The organism is Paenibacillus sp. VTT E-133280 (genome assembly GCF_002264385.1).
In the GTDB taxonomy this organism is placed as follows: Bacteria; Bacillota; Bacilli; order Paenibacillales; family Paenibacillaceae; genus Paenibacillus_AQ; species Paenibacillus_AQ nitricinens.
Genome location: NZ_NFUX01000036.1, coordinates 1 through 16207, shown reverse-complemented (window position 1 = coordinate 16207; position 16207 = coordinate 1). Strand labels below are relative to the sequence as shown.

At 41.7% G+C, this 16207-nt stretch carries 10 protein-coding genes; 9 read left to right on the top strand and 1 reads right to left on the bottom strand.

Translation table 11 applies throughout. The features are described from left to right. Positions 1-94: 94 nt before the first annotated feature. Positions 95-460, bottom strand: a complete 366-nt coding sequence (locus tag CA600_RS16520; protein ID WP_094871477.1) for a VOC family protein — start codon at positions 458-460, stop codon at positions 95-97. 204 nt (positions 461-664) lie between these two features. Here CA600_RS16520 and CA600_RS16515 point away from each other — a divergent pair, with 204 nt between their 5' ends. The 9 genes from CA600_RS16515 to CA600_RS16475 form a co-directional block, all read left to right on the top strand. After that, complete coding sequence (locus CA600_RS16515) at positions 665-2755, top strand: alpha/beta hydrolase fold domain-containing protein (RefSeq protein WP_094871476.1); 2091 nt, start codon at positions 665-667, stop codon at positions 2753-2755. A gap of 123 nt (positions 2756-2878) precedes the next feature. Beyond that, positions 2879-3976 carry a GerAB/ArcD/ProY family transporter gene (locus tag CA600_RS16510; RefSeq protein WP_094871475.1) on the top strand — a complete coding sequence of 366 codons (1098 nt, stop codon included), beginning with the start codon at positions 2879-2881 and terminating at the stop codon, positions 3974-3976. Next, on the top strand, positions 3973-5385 hold the full coding sequence (locus tag CA600_RS16505; protein ID WP_094871474.1) for a spore germination protein: 1413 nt from the start codon (positions 3973-3975) through the stop codon (positions 5383-5385). The genes CA600_RS16510 and CA600_RS16505 overlap by 4 nt, the downstream gene beginning before the upstream one ends. Next, positions 5382-6539, top strand: a complete 1158-nt coding sequence (locus CA600_RS16500) for a Ger(x)C family spore germination protein (RefSeq protein WP_094871473.1) — start codon at positions 5382-5384, stop codon at positions 6537-6539. Before CA600_RS16505 ends, CA600_RS16500 begins: the two co-directional genes overlap by 4 nt. A 121-nt stretch (positions 6540-6660) precedes the next feature. Further along, positions 6661-7308, top strand: a complete 648-nt coding sequence (locus CA600_RS16495) for a hypothetical protein (RefSeq protein WP_094871472.1) — start codon at positions 6661-6663, stop codon at positions 7306-7308. Between the two features lie 150 nt (positions 7309-7458). Beyond that, on the top strand, positions 7459-8268 hold the full coding sequence (locus tag CA600_RS16490) for an acyltransferase domain-containing protein (protein ID WP_094871471.1): 810 nt from the start codon (positions 7459-7461) through the stop codon (positions 8266-8268). A 264-nt stretch (positions 8269-8532) separates the two neighbouring features. After that, on the top strand, positions 8533-9771 hold the full coding sequence (locus CA600_RS16485; protein WP_094871470.1) for an RICIN domain-containing protein: 1239 nt from the start codon (positions 8533-8535) through the stop codon (positions 9769-9771). A gap of 222 nt (positions 9772-9993) precedes the next feature. Further along, complete coding sequence (locus CA600_RS16480; protein ID WP_094871469.1) at positions 9994-12540, top strand: LuxR C-terminal-related transcriptional regulator; 2547 nt, start codon at positions 9994-9996, stop codon at positions 12538-12540. A 232-nt stretch (positions 12541-12772) separates the two neighbouring features. Then, the coding region (locus tag CA600_RS16475; RefSeq protein ID WP_143812158.1) for a cadherin-like beta sandwich domain-containing protein at positions 12773-16207 on the top strand (3435 nt) is incomplete at its 3' end.

The following is a 16207-nucleotide window of genomic DNA, read 5'->3' as shown; positions in this document are numbered from 1 at the left end:
ATCAGGTGGGTACATCATATTCAAAAAGAGGGGTGTCACAGCGGCCATTTCATGGCTAATGGGACACTCCTCTTTTGGTTTGAAAAAAGCTAGTCTAGCTATGCTCCGCTAACTGTACCTCAAAGCCGTCTGGATCCAGTATATATAAGAATCGCAGATGAGGATTTGGCGTGATCGGTCCGCGTGCGACGGGGATGCCTTGGTTTTTCAAATACTCTATGGCATCGTCGAGCGATTCCACTTCGAAACCAATAGAAACGCCGCATTCAGGCTTCAGTGCCGGATCGCTACCCTGAATAAGCTCGATCTTGGGCTGATCCACTGTGCCTAACATAACAATTTGTTTTCCTCTACTCTCAAATCTGCGGTCAATGGGAAGCCCCAGAATCCGGTTATAAAAATCAAGGGAAGCCTCCAGATCGCGCACCCTAAGCGTTACCCAATTCATGCTCAACTTCATGATTGTAATGTCCTCCTCTATCTATTTCTATGACAAAGCCGATTCTACTTAATTATACGCTTTCTTGTTCACTAAAAGTTCGTAATATTAAACCTAATTCACGAAGGAATACATAATTGTTAAACGCTACCTTGAATTCTAGAATGATGATATTGGAAGTATATTACTTTTTCAAATCCAAAATCATTCTGGGAGGTTGTCATAATGAAGCGTAGGCTTGTTTACGTTCTTACGATCCTAGTAATCGTTCTAGGTTCCTGGTTGTTACTGCATAACCGAGAGAATATGAACGCTTTAGAAAAAGAAGGGAAAGGAGTGGCTAATGTGAATACTACTGACAGTAGCGCAACAGCGACAAAAGTTACTGTCAACAATAAACAAATTCCGGTTCAATACTTGACTCCCGCTTATAAAGTTACAGTGAAGGGAGATATTTTGTATGCGAGTAAGAAAAATGAGACAGATGCTGTAGAACCTCTGAAGCTTGATCTATACGAGCCGTCTGATGATCATAACATGAAGAGACCTGTATTTATTTTCATTCACGGTGGAGGGTACACAGAAGGAGGGAAGTACGATGCAGCGGACTTTTCTACGGGACTGGCCAAGCGTGGATATGCGGTATTGGCCATTGATTATAGGCTAAAAAAAGATCCATTTACTAATTTCACCCGCACGCTTAATGACGCTTATGAAGATGTAAGCGATGTGATCCAATGGATCAATGATAACGCAGAGAATTATGGAATGGATGCAAGCCGTATTGTGATCGGCGGTGATTCAGCAGGGGGGCATCTAGCCATAAACTTTGTTAATCAATATGTATCACAGGAGCCTTCCATCATTAAACCTATATTTTCTATTGTTGATATTTATGGCGGTGATCTGACGAAAAGTGCGGACAGTAAGCTGCCGCCGGTGCTCATCATTCATGGAACGACAGACAAACTGGTGCCGTACCAGCAAAGTGTTGAATTGGCCGAACAGCTGAAAGAGAAGGGGGTGTATCATAACCTGCTCACCATGGAAGGTGTCGGACATGATTACAAGAATGATAAATACATCGATGAAATTATGGAGACGACAACACATTTTCTATGGAATGTCATGAACAGTTCTGATCTTGCAAAGCTACCGGAGAATTCCGGATTTTCGATTGCTTCCGGAGATGCTTTTGATATTAAGCTACCCGAGGTCTATCATACGCCTTCGAAGGAGTCGATCAACATCGATTTGCCCGAGGGATGGCAGCTTCGTGAAGAGGAAGCTGACAGACTTCGGATACAGGTTCCGGAAGGCTTGGTGCGAGGAAGTGATACGCTGTTTGTCTCACGAGGCGAAGATCCTAAAACGGAAATGAGCTTCGCTGTCAATGTTAACGTAATCGACCCGTTGACGGTGAAATATGAGACATTTTATGATGAAGCTGCCAAGGAAATAAGAACTCATATGGATGTTACTAATCAGTCTTCGAACAATTTCAATGGTTCAGTGGAAGCGGATTATGAGACAGGACGTTCTACGCAAGGTACCTTTAGTTCTTCTGTGGAGAACCTAGAACCAGGAAAGAGTGTGCGGTTAGAGATTCCTGAACTTACTAGAGGACAACGGACGCTTAAATCTTATAATGACATAGGTAATCTATTGCAGTCGACGTTAGATTCCTTTAACGCACTGTTGTTGCCAAAACTCAGTAAGCCCGTTGAAATCAATGGTAACCTATCAGATTGGAGTGATCAGGCTCGCTTTAATGTGAAGGATATCAAAATCAGTGGTTGGAGAGGTGAGCAGGATATCAGTGCGACTGGTTCCTTAGCTTGGGATGAGGATAACCTTTATCTAGGGGTAGAAGTTATAGATGACAAGCATGAACAGTCGGCATCGGGTGATGCCATTTGGAGTGGAGACAGCATCCAGATCGGCATTGGTATTGCAAACACAGATGGAACGGTACCCTCGGAGTATCATGAACTAGGCGTGGCTCGGGGAAATGCAGGGAATCTGCTGAAGTGGCGCTGGTTAACCCCACGGGGATTCAATATAAATGATGCCCTAGAGCTAAAGTATGCGGTGAGTCGCTCAGATTCAACAACCAGCTACGAATTAGCCATACCCTGGCGTGAACTGAGCCATGACATTAACCATGTGAAGCAAGGAATGAAGCTTAAGTTTTCGCTGCTGGTCAATGATAATGACGGCGAAGGGCGTAGAGGCTGGCTGGAGTACAATAGTGGCATAGGTTCTTCAAAGGATGTTAATGCCTTCGGGGACCTATTTCTGGAGAATCAACATTAAAGCTTGGAGTTTCTAGTGAGATCATACTGGGTGGATATGATTAGCGGTTTGTCGAATGGAGAAGATGTATAAATTGTAATCAGTTGGCACAGGTTATTCCTAGAAAGAATTGGGGGGATGTATGTGCCGGGAAGTCGTGGGATTCCAGTATCTCAAGGATTTATGCTGATGATGTTGACCGCAGGACTAACCAATCACGTAATGATTATCCCTGTGCTGCTGGAGAAATCGGGGAGAGACGCTTGGATCACAGTAATCCTGGGGGCTATCCTATGTATTCCTTGGGTACTTTTTCTATATGCAATTATGAAAAAAATAGGGAATAGAACCTTAAAATTAGCCATAGATGAAGGCAGTGGTAAGTGGGCTAGAAGACTTGTAATGTGCATGATAAGTTTATATTTATTTTTCTTTGCCCTTTATACTTTAAAGGAAGTTATTGATTGGACCAAATCTACGTACTTACTAGAAACCCCTGTAACGGTTACAACCTTAGTATTAGTCCTGCTATGTGTGGCTACAGCGTATTCAGGTATCCTAACTATAGGTACCGCTGCGGGTATTCTGCTCCCTATGGTTGTAGTTTTAGGTTTTTTTGTTTCATTTTCCAATGCGAAATATAAGAATTATGACATGTTGTTACCTGTTTTAGAAGATGGAATTGCACCAGTACTACATGGATTGCCAGCGATACTTGGTGGCTTTACACAATTTATATTAGTGATCTTTCTTCGCCCGCATCTTAAAAAAAATCCCAAACTGCTCACTGTTGCCGCTTTTCATTTTATTTTGGTTATGCTCACGCTTGGTCCGACCATGGCTGGAATCTCCGAATTTGGGCCCGAAGAGATGAGAATTCAACGTTACCCGGCGTATGAACAATGGAGGCTGGTGAAGCTCGGTAAATTTATCGAGCATGTAGATTTTCTTTCTATCTTTCAATGGTTAAGCGGTGCGTATATCTCCATTTCACTTTGTATGTACCTAATGTCAGAGTATCTATTTCCTGCTTCCAAACGTTTAGTCGGAATTTTTTGTTCTGCGGTTCTGATGGCGGGTTTGTGTATTATGCCACTTAGTAATCTGCGAATGTATCATTACATTGGCGATCATATTCTTGTGATTTCTACCGTATATACAACAGTGCTGCTTGTACTTTTGTATTTGTTTATCGGTCGTTCAGAACCAACCAGTTCCGACTTAGGAGGGAAAACATCATGATTGTCACGGAAGAAAGCTTGAAGCAACGGTTTAAGGATTGTGAAGACGTTCACTTTAAAATCTATCCCGGATATAATGTGGGGGATAAGCCGTGGGGAATTCTCATTTTTGATAAAATGATGTGCGATTCTGTGACGATTTCAGAGACTTTCCTACCGGTTATCCATCGATTATGGGGCCAATCCTTAACCGATCAGCAGCCTACCAACCCAACCCAACTGGAAGCTCAACTATCATTAAAGAAATTGCCGGCCGATGAAAAAAGTATTATTCAAAATGTATTTTCTGGTTATGCGGTTCTTGTGTTTCCAGACCAAAGTGACTGTTATGCTTTTAACGCTCCAAGCAACATCAATCGGACACCTGAGGATGCCAGCACTGAAATTTCCGTTAAAGGTGCGCGGGATGGCTTTGTAGAAAGTCTGGAGGTAAATGTAGCACTAATTCGTAAAAGATTAAAGACAACGGATTTGATATATACCTCATACACGCTAGGAGAAGTTGCTGGCGTAAATGTGGGGGTGCTCTATCTGAAGGAGCGGGTAATTCCGGAGATGGTTACGGAAATTGAAGACAGGTTAAACAGCTATACTGGTGATGCACCATCAGGCATTGGAGAACTGATAGAGCATATATCCCCTTATAAGTTCTCATTACTCCCTATATTTGATTATAGCGGTAGGCCTGATTTCACCCATGATTCCTTAATGAGAGGCCGCCTCATTCTGATCCTCGATGGAAATCCAGTTGCACTGATTGCTCCAGCTAGTTTTATGCAGCTGTTATTTTCTGCTGAAGATCCTCACCTTCCATTTTATTTTGCCTTTCCATGGCGTGTTCTACGCTTGCTTGGTGTTATCATTTCCATCTTCTTGCCAGGATTTTATATTTCCTTGATGTCCTATCATCAAGATCAAATCCCATTTTCACTCCTGTCGACCGTAGCGAATACTCGACTGGGTTTACCATTTCCAGGTGCCTTTGAAATGCTCCTGATCCTTTTTCTAATGTCTCTGCTTCGTGAGGCTGGGAGCCGAATGCCCTCCTCAGTTGGTGGAACTATAACGGTTGTATCAGGGATTATCATAGGAGATGCAGCTATACGTGGTGGACTATTCTCGCCAACGGTGACAGTTATTGCTGCCATGTCCTTTGTTGCTGGTGCAACACTTGCTAATCAGGATTTTGTATATAGTCAGACCCTGATGAGGATCTTTACGCTATTTTTTTCTTCTGTACTTGGGTTATTTGGTTTTTTTATTTCAGTTTTTTTTCTCATTCTTTACACCTCTAGTCATCGGCCATTTGGGCAACCCTTTTTGGCACCCTTCTCACCCTTTTCTATCCAAAAGATCCTGCGTAATTTCATGAGGCTTCCCGGGTTACGGAAAAAGGGTGGTTCTTTATGATTCGATCTGTTGCAGGATTATACATTCTGATGATCTCTCTCTCCCTGTTGTTGACTGGCTGTTGGGATATCCGCGAGGTTCAGGATATAAACTATATAAGTGCCATCGGTGTTGATTACAAAGATGGAGAATATATTATTTATGCTCAAATGCTTGATTTTTCTAGTGTTGCGAAGCAAGAGGGAGGGGGAGCTTCGCAGGAGATACCGGTGTGGGTAGGAAAGGGCCGTGGCAAAAATTTAGCAGATGCTCTGCTGGATATTTATAAGACGAATCAGCAGTATTTGTCCTGGGGTCAGGTTACAGCTCTTGTATTGACAGAGTCTGTACTGGAGCCTGAACGAATGGAACAGGTTTTTGATATTACAAACCGCTCAGAGGAAATCAGGTATACCAAGTGGGTTTATGGTACGCATGGAGATCTGAAGGATTTGTTTACAACAACACCATTTTTCAAGCTGTCACCTCTGCATTCCTTGCTACATGAGCCAATGGAGAGCTATAAGCAGCTTTCATTTATACGTCCAACGCAGTTTAATGATTTTATAATTCACTACAGGGAAAAAGCAGCTACTGCAGTACTTCCCACACTATCTATTACGAGTGCCAACTGGAGCGAGGATATGAGGCAGCATCCTATACTCGAGATCGACGGAGCTTTTCTCATTAAGAATAAAGAGAGCAAAGGCTGGAAGAAGCGGAAGGAGCTCTTAGGAATCCGTTGGCTCGCAGATAGGAATACTCAGGCACCCGTCATCGTTGGTCCTCACGATGATCCTGTGGGGAGTGTGATGCTGCAACAGCCTCGATTCACTGTAGAGCTTATACCAACTAAAGATGGAATGAAGTATGGAATTAAAATAAAAGCACATGGTATGGTGCAAAGTATATACAAGAAAGTAGAAGTAGCGGAATTACAAAAGTTAACAGAGGATTCTCTAAGAGACGAGCTGTTATCCACGTTCCGGTCAGCTGTAGCTATTGGAGCTGATCCTTATCAATTGTCACTGATTCTATTTCAAAGAAATAACAAAATTTGGAAACAATTTCAAGATAACGGAACTACATTGACGGAGAATTCTCTAGATAAGGAAAATATCGATGTGAATATAGATCTTCGTTTCTGGGGGCAGCGTAAAGATAATGTAAGGTAGTTAGAGCCGGCCAGTCATTGTGACGGGTTGGCTAAATTGTTATTGAAACTATAATTTGTCTATTATTAAAGTGTCAGTTCAATTCACTAGATGGTATGATAGGAGCGGGAGGGAATTTAAAATGACCAATGAGATAACAAATGAGAACGAAGAAACATTAAACGAGAACGAGGAAATAACCAATGATCCAGAAATGTCTGAGGAGGATATGAATAAGCTAGTGATGGCTGTTCATCATAACGGTCTCGTAGCTTTGAGAGTGCACTTTCAAGACGTTGAAGGACAAGTGTTGAATATGGAGGCCTACGGCCCGGTTTTTGTTTTTCACGTAAAGTCTGAGTTAGACCATGTCTATTCTTGTGGCTTTTTTCTGCGTGAATTGATTGCAAGATTTCAATCGGGTAAGGACCCTGCAGCATGGATGGCTTCATTCTTTGTTGATCTGATGAAGATTGAGGGAGGCAAAACGCTTCCAAAACCGCCTTCAAGTGAAGACGAAGCTAAAGCGATCATAGACAATGAGCTAGTTCCGCAATGTATTAAAGAAATCACCGAAGAATTTGCGCCAGAGGATGTACATGTGGGTCTAGCTTGGAACGAAAAACTAGGTCCGGTTTTTGAGGCTGGATTTCCAGCGATAAGCGATGGGAATAACGTATGTGCGTTTCCACTGCATTTATTGTTAACGCACTTGCAATTGAATCGGGATCCTTCCGAGCTGCTTGTTCAAGGTATGTATAACATCCGCAAGGAGCATGGATTGGAGTAAAACAGGCTCTGAGCCCTGGCCATCCATAAAACAAAGAAACGGCGAAAATGCCGTTTCTTTGTTTTATTATGTGAAAAAATGAGTAATAGTGAGATATTCTTTTGTAAAGAGCGGTTATAGGCATTCCATAGGAACTAAGGAGGTTTTCTAGTGAATATCAGAGCATTGTGTGAAGGGATAAAGCTTGATCCAGCGGCTAGACAGCAAGTTTATGAGTTTCAGTTGAAAGAGGATGAATATCTAGTTTATAAACAACATTTTTACTTTGATAGATTTTCTTTTTTTGAATCGGTGAAACTCTCGGAGGGTTATCGAAAGCTATTATTATATTTATTTGTGAGATTCGCAGTAGATGCTTATGAAGAGTATCGTATTCGTAACATTGAGGACGAGATCTATTATGATACATTCTCAGATATTCAGATCTGGTGCATGCAATGTATGCGTGATTACGGAGAATATGGTATTGAAGAATATAACTGGCTGCAAGAGCATGTTCAGCTTCGGTTATTTCGTTTGGGAAGAATGCAATTTCAACCTTTTGCGATGGACCGTGATTTAGTCGTTGATGGTTATACAATCTTTACGAATCAACTCGTGCTTAATGTGCACATTCCAGCAGGAGAGCCTTTATCAGTTCAAAGTGTGGAGGAATCCTTTCAGTTAGCCAGAGCTTTTTTTAGAGGAATAACTCCAGTGTTTATTTGTCATTCATGGCTGCTTGATCCGGAACTAAGGGAGGTATTGAACCCAGAATCGAACATTATTAAGTTTCAAAGCCGGTTCTACATTTATGAAGTCGACAAAAGTTCCAAGGAAGCAGAAGAAAGAATATTTAGTAAACTAAGTATGACCCCTCAAGAGTACGTAGAGAACACTCAACTGCAACGGAGTGCAAAAGCTTTTTTAATTGCAGGAGGTAAACTAGGAAGTGGCTATGGGATTAAAGTACATAAGTAAGGTTGAAATCTTGGCATATTACGGATAGAGAAGACGTACACTGCAAATGAAGTGATGCGTTAACCTGACGCTGGCTGTAATAGCTGGTTTTGGGGATAGTGTTTTGTTTTTTTTAAAAACGAAACCGGTTTCAAATGTGCGAGCGCGCCGTGCAATGAAATCAATAAGATCAAAGAGGTGATTCTATTGGGCTGACCCTGGGCAGATATCGTCTTAAGCATTCCAGTGTCCTATAATTTTTTTATTTATTAGGAGGAGACGATGATGTTGAGAAAAGGAAAAATGCTAAGTCTATTTCTGCTGTTTACACTCATGATTGCTCTAGTGCCTACTGGTAATTCAAGTGCAGCTTCTAACTGGAATCTGGTATGGAGCGATGAATTTGACGGGAATTCTCTGAATACGAATAATTGGTCGGCTGAAATCGGCACAGGGAGCGGTGGCTGGGGTAACAACGAACTTCAGTACTATACTAGTCGTCCGCAGAACCTGCAAGTTACGGGTGGGAATCTGGTGATTACAGCGCAAAAAGAATCCTACGGTGGAATGAATTACACCTCTGCACGGATTAAAACACAAGGACTCAAAAGTTTTACCTATGGGAAAATCGAAGCTAGAATCAAGGTGCCTTCGGGTCAAGGACTCTGGCCGGCATTTTGGATGCTTGGATCAAATATTGATACAGTAGGTTGGCCTAAATCCGGTGAAACAGACATTATGGAACGTGTGAACAATAATGCTTTTGTTAATGGGACGGTACACTGGGATGCCAATGGGCATGCCGAGTATGGGCAGGTATCCGGAAATCTGGATTTCTCTCAATACCATGTGTACAGCGTTGAATGGGATGCGAATTATATCAAGTGGTTTGTAGATGGCAACCAATTTAATGCTTTTTATATTGAGAATGGAACGGGCAATACAGAGGAGTTCCAAAAACCCTTCTTTATCCTGCTAAACCTTGCTGTTGGTGGGAATTGGCCTGGAAGTCCAAACGCTTCAACTGCTTTCCCGGCGCAAATGCTGGTTGATTATGTACGTGTGTATCAATCCGCGCCTACCTCAAGCATCGTTAGTGGCGGGATTTATACCTTAGCCGACAAGGCTAGTGGCAAGGTTCTGGACGTAGTGGATGTATCCACAGCAAGTGGGGCGAAGATGCAGCAATGGACCAATTACACAGCTAATAACCAGAAATTCAAGGTGGAAAGTACAGGAGACGGCTACTATAAGCTGACAGCAGTGCATAGTGGAAAAGTCTTGGATGTGCCAAACTCATCAACCACCAGCGGTGTACAGTTGCAGCAGTGGGATGACAATGGTAGCAACGCTCAGCGGTGGAGTATTGTAGATGTAGGGGGTGGCTATTACAAACTAATTTCTAAAGTGAGCGGATTAGCTATGGATGTAAACGGAGCCTCAACGGCAGATGGCGCAGCGGTTCAGCAGTGGACGGATAATGGAAGCGATGCTCAGAAATGGTTTTTTACTAAAGTGAACTAAAAGGATCTTTATACGATCATGTTTAAGACAAACGGCAGAGATGCCGTTTTTTATTTTTTTGTAGAATATAGATACACTTATCAGAAGGCATCATTTCATATTTTAATATTCCTCTATCTGATATACTGTGATTAATAGACTTGAATTCTAAAAAATGCTACTAAAATAGATTGAATTTATTGTATTACCTATAGCATTTATACATATTCGGAGGGGTTATCATTGATTGTTGGAACTAAACTCCATATCCCTCGTATTCGTAAAACATTGGTCTCTCGCCCAAGGCTGATGCGTAAACTTAATGAAGGAATGGACTACAAGTTGACGCTTATTTCTGCTCAAGCTGGTTATGGCAAAACCACAGCATTAAGTGAATGGATTAGACATTGTGATACGCAAGTAGCTTGGGTTTCATTAGATATGCAGGATAATGATTGGGCTCAGTTTTGGAGTTATGTAACAGCCTCTATCCAAGAGAGTTGCCCTAGGTTTGGATCAACGGTTCAACCCCTTCTGATGAATGGGCCTTCTATGACTTTGGAGCCAGCGATAGTAGCGCTATTGAATGAGTTAAATAACTTAACAAGTGAACTACTTATTATTCTTGATGATTATCATGTCATCGAAACCCCCACAATACATCAGTCTATGGCTTATCTACTTGAGCATTTACCTCCCCATATTCATCTATATATCGTTAGTCGAACCGATTTGACCATACCCACTACCAGGCTTTTGGCAAAAGGTGAGTTACATCGAATCATCATGCAGGATCTGCGTTTTCAATTGGATGAGGGATTTGAATTTTTTCGGGATACAACCGATTTGCGATTAACCAAAGATCAAATTACCGAGCTTTATGATCAGACCGAAGGCTGGATTAGCGGCTTACAGCTAGCGGCGATTAGTCTGAAACAAAGTGATAATATAAATGCGACGATTCATCAAATTAGAGGTCAACAGCAGCATATATCTGATTATTTGCTAGAAGAAGTATTTCATCATCTATCGGATTCTGTACGCACTTTTTTACTGGAAACCTCTATTTTAGATCGGATGAATCATTCCTTGTGTCAAGCTGTAACCGGTCAAATGAACTGCCAAGAGCAATTGGTAAGGTTAGTCCATTTGAATTTATTCGTTATCCCCTTGGATGATCAAAGGAATTGGTACAGGTATCATCATTTGCTTTCTGACTTTTTGCAACAAATATTGTTCAGAACAGATCCGAATAAGTGGATGCAAGTACATACTCGAGCGGCAAATTGGCTGGAGGAGCAAGGTTTTGATGAAGAAGCGGTGGAACATTATATAGAAGGAAAACGGTTCGCAGATGCTGTTCGTTTGATCGAGAAGAATCTTCATACGTTGGTGCAGTCGAAAAGCGTTGTTTTGATTCGATGGGTGTCTGCTTTGCCGGAGAACTCTTTTGCAGAGAAGCCGATGATTGAATTGTTTTATATCTCTGTATTGCTGGGAGTTGGAGAATGGAAGACGGCATTTAAGAGAGTAGAGCAGGCTGAAATTCGGTTTCTAGCGTTGCAGGGGAAAATGGATGATGCCCAGTGGAATCAGATTATGGGTAATATTTACTTTTTCTGTTCAGTTACCACCTATCTGCAAAAGGACCTTGAGCGAACGTCGGCATACTTTGAGCTCGTAGAGCAATTCGTGCCAGAAGGTAGTTTTTTTCAAACGATGGGGCGTAATCGATATCAAGGGAATGATGTGTTTGATGATCACTTGGCGCTTATTAATGATCTTCATGCAGCAGAAGCCTTCCTATTAAAATGGATTACAGTTTGGGAGAACAAACAGGAGTATCCTTTTGTTGGTTATTTGTATGCTTCTTATAGCAAATTGCTCTATGAATGGAATCGATTGGACGAAGCTGAACGGTATGCAAGTAAAGTCCTTGAACGTAAGGACATGCAGCCTTTCGCTCGAATTTTGATTCACAATTACACTAGCGCTTCAAGGATTCAGCAAGCCAAAGGAGATCCAAAGCGAGCATCACAGCTGCTTACACAGTTGAAATTGCAAATTGACTCTCCTGACTATGATTTGTTTATGTTAGGTGTTGAAGCGGAGCACGCATGTTTATCTCTACAGCAGGGTTCGCTTCAAATGGCTGTGGAATGGTTGGGGGAATGCGGTTTGGCACATACGGACGAAATTCCCATGAATCGAATCGCAGAGTACCTAGCTTTGGCAAAAGTGCTGGCTGCATGCGAACGTTCAGGTGAATCCTTACAAGTATTGGATCAACTGAATCTTTTGTTATCCAAGGAAGATCGTCTCCGAGATCAAATTAAGGTATGTATTGCGCAAAGTATGACGTATCAATCCATCGGTCAAACTGAGGCAGCTTATCTACTCTTGGAGACCGCTTTACATCTAGCAGAGCCAGAAGGCTATATCCGCAGCTTTTTGGATGAAGGACCTAAGATGCAGGAACTGCTATCTACTTATCTGAAGGTACAGATAGGCAGTCTAATTCCCGATCCAAAGCTTTCGTTGTCTTATGTGAAGCAGCTGATCCAGGCTTTTAATGTAACCATGGAAGGAAAGCCATCTCTCAAAGAAATATTAACGGAACAGGAAATGAAAGTTCTACATTTAATCGCAAGTGGGCTGTCGAATAAAGAAATCGCTGATAAGCTATTTGTTACAGGTGAAACAGTGAAATTTCATATTAAAAATATGTATAGAAAGCTTGGAGTAAACAATCGTGTGCAAGCGCTCCAATATTTCAATACATTCATATAATAGGTATGAAGCCCCCCTATAAGTAAGACTATCCTCCCCTTTTGGGGAGTTTTTTTTTGGAAAAGTTAGTCTTATAGTTAGGTAATTGCTGAGTATTCGACATACAAAGATATTTTGCAACAAGAAACTTAATTGAAAAGGAAGTGGGGCAATATCAATTAATGCATACAAAAGCACTTTGGAATTATTTTCACCTGTTAGTAAGTTACATTGGAGGAGAGTAAATATAGCTATGTTAATAACAAAAATATCTGGTTCTACACAAAGATGGTTGAGAGGGTTTACGATTCGTTTATTAGTAGGACTGATGATATTTTCATCGTTCTCCTTTATATTTACAGGCATTGTTTCAGCGCAAGATGGAAATACAGGACCTGATGGAAGCCCCGGCTGGACCTATTGTGCTGATGAGGGAGAGGATAGCACTTGCATAGTTCCAGGGAGGAAAGAAGTCCGTTATTGGGCTACTGGGGGGAATTATAAGTATTATTCGAAAATTATTACCGATAGCACGATATGTTCAAATGATGTAATGGGCGGTGACCCAGAAGGCGGAATTAGAAAACAATGCTATTATCGTGACCTTCAGCTTGATAGCGGCGAAATGACTAAAGTTGTTAGCGAGCAGAACAAGACGTTAACGGTTACATTTAATGTGTATGCTAGACAGGCAGGCACAATAGAGGATTTGCGAGAAAAGATTACAGTGAAGAAAACAAGCGGCGGCGCTTATGCACCTCTTGACGTAGAGGACACCGTTACAAACGTAACCTACACAGATACAAGTAGTACGCTAGAAATCCATTTTAAAGACACTTTATTAGGGGATTCAAATGCACTGAAAATCGATGCGGGAGCATTTGTGGATATCTCAGATAACGCATATAGTCAGCCCATTGAGATTACAAATATTCAATTTACCCCGCCTGTTCTAACAGCGGATACGGATAACAACTATACCGATAAAGATATAACGATTACGTTTCCTGACGATTCTCTGTGGCGTGAAGCGATTACGGCGGTGTCAGACGGAGGGACAGTATTAAGTAAAGAGACACAATACGCTGTTGATGCCGGTATGCTCACGATAAAAGCCGGTGTACTGATTACAAAAGGCATTCATGACATTAGAGTGACAGCGCTTGGTTATCCAGATGTGGTGGTAAGTCAACAGATGATTAAAAAGTATATAGGTAATGGGTCTGGTACAGAAAGTGATCCTTATCTAATCGAGACTTCCGATCAACTGAGTGAAGTTAGAAACCATATGGAAAGTGGTACTTATTTCAAACTTATAGCAGACATCGATCTAGGAAGTTATACAAGCTGGATGCCAATTGGAAATGATAGTGAAAGATTTAAAGGAAATATAGATGGCAACGGATATAAAATTACAAATCTTAGTGTTCAAAGTAATTATACTTATTATACGGGATTATTTGGTTATTTAGATAGTGGAAGTAATGTTACAAATATGAGATTGGAAAACGTCAACATTTCAGGTGGCGGTACTTTTATTGGTGCTATTGCTGGAGGTAGTGAAGGTACCATCAACAATAGCTACGTTACTGGAGTATCTATAAATGGCAGTGGATATATTGGAGGGATGGTAGGATATAGCACAAATGGATCCATTACTAATAGTTATGTGATTGGGTCATTAAATGGAGATTATTATGTAGGTGGCTTGGTGGGATATGCTTATTTAGGAGTGGTGAGTGATAGCTATGTGTCAGGATCGGTAACCGCGACTAGTCTTTATGCAATAAACGGTATTGGCGGCTTGATTGGAGTTTCTTACTTTGTAGACATTAGAAACAGCTACGCGACTGGAACTGTGAAGCCTGGACCTGGGACTGCAGACGTTGGTGGTTTGATAGGTAGTTATTATTACTATTTTGGATCATTAGCGAATAGCTTCTATGATAAAGATACAGCACAGCAAGAGGATACAGGAAAAGGTGAAGGAAGAACAACTGCAGAGATGCATACTAAGGCTAATTTTAGCGGTTGGAACTTCGATTCCACATGGTATATCACCCCTAATCAGTATCCTAGATTGTGGGCATTTACAGATTTATCTCCAGGGACTAAAGGCTGGACAACAAAGATTAATAATGTATCTAACGGGATGGAATATTCGCTTAACGATAGCGATTATATTCCAATAACAGACATTGATGCAGATAACATTGTTGTAGATACGGGAGATCAAATTAAAGTCCGAGTATCAGGAGATATAACAAGCACCAAAACATTGGCAGTAGGTGTAGCAGATATTAAGGCCGGACCCACTTTAGGTAGCTTAACGGTGGGAACCACCGCGGGAACTACGAAGCTAATCAATGTAAGTGGAGCTATGGAATATAGAGTCAATTCGGGCTTGTATGAGGAAATTTCCGATACAAGTGAGGATAATATTTCTGTCTATGCGGGCGATACGATTTTTGTTCGTCTTGCGGCAACTTCCTCAGAACCAGCATCCTTCGACCAAAAATTAAAAGTTGGTTTAGCGCATATCAAATCAGCAGCAGCACCAACTGGATTATTAGATACAGGAACGATTGGTGGTACGACAAAGCTAAGTGATGTTTCGGAAACGATGGAATATAAAATCAATGAGAATCCGTATAAAGGGATCTCCGGTACGAGTGTTGACAACCTCGTTGTTAATGAAAACGATACGATCTCAGTTCGTATAGCGGAAACAGCTAAACTACCTGCGTCTGAGGTACAAGAGCTGACCGTTGAATCAGATGTAATAAATCCAAAAAGTGCAGACGCGACCCTAAGCGGACTGACCTTTACCGATGTGACGCTCAGCCCTACATTTTCTAAGGATACATTGACGTATACTGCAGTTGTTGCTAATAGCGTAACGAATACGACAATCACAGCAACCAAAGGGAATAAAGATTCTGTGATCCTAGTGACAGATTTAGGTTCGAAGTCGCTGTCCGTTGGAATAAATACCTTTATTGTTCATGTTACAGCTGAGGATGGTGTCACGAAGAAGGAATATACCGTGACGGCAACTCGTGCGACAAGTTCAGACGCCTCTCTGAGTGCGCTGACATTAAGTGATGTGACACTCAGTCCTGTATTTGCTAGTGGCACTTTGTCGTACACTGCTAATGTAGCAAACAATGTGACTAGTACAACTATTGGAGCAAGCACGAATAGTGGGGCTGCTATGGTACCCGTAGCAGATCTAGGTTTGAAGCTGCTATCGGTAGGAGCGAATACATTGACTGTCCACGTCACCGCAGAGGATGGTATTACTAAGAAAGATTATACCGTTACGGTAATAAGAGCGAAGAGTTCAGATGCCACATTAAATGCCCTGACGTTAAGCGGAGTAACGCTAAGTCCTGTATTTGCGAGTGGTACACTGACTTACACAGCCAATGTAGCAAATGATGTGACAAGCACGAACGTTGCAGCAATCAAGAGTGACGGTACCGCAACGGTTTCAGCAGGTGATTTAGGCTCGAAGACGTTATCGGTAGGAGCGAATATATTCACCGTTCACGTTACCGCAGAAGATGGAACAAAGAAGGACTATACCGTGACGGTAACCCGAGCGGCAAGTTCAGATGCCTCATTAAGTGACCTGACATTGAGTGGAGTGACACTAAGTCCAACCTTTGATGAGGACACTTTAACT

What these genes read in the sequence shown, in the direction of transcription:
- CA600_RS16520 (WP_094871477.1), bottom strand. Translation starts at nt 460, where the DNA reads ATGAAGTTGAGCATGAATTGGGTAACGCTTAGGGTGCGCGATCTGGAG.
- CA600_RS16515 (WP_094871476.1), top strand. Translation starts at nt 665, where the DNA reads ATGAAGCGTAGGCTTGTTTACGTTCTTACGATCCTAGTAATCGTTCTA.
- CA600_RS16505 (WP_094871474.1), top strand. Translation starts at nt 3,973, where the DNA reads ATGATTGTCACGGAAGAAAGCTTGAAGCAACGGTTTAAGGATTGTGAA.
- CA600_RS16500 (WP_094871473.1), top strand. Translation starts at nt 5,382, where the DNA reads ATGATTCGATCTGTTGCAGGATTATACATTCTGATGATCTCTCTCTCC.
- CA600_RS16495 (WP_094871472.1), top strand. Translation starts at nt 6,661, where the DNA reads ATGACCAATGAGATAACAAATGAGAACGAAGAAACATTAAACGAGAAC.
- CA600_RS16485 (WP_094871470.1), top strand. Translation starts at nt 8,533, where the DNA reads ATGTTGAGAAAAGGAAAAATGCTAAGTCTATTTCTGCTGTTTACACTC.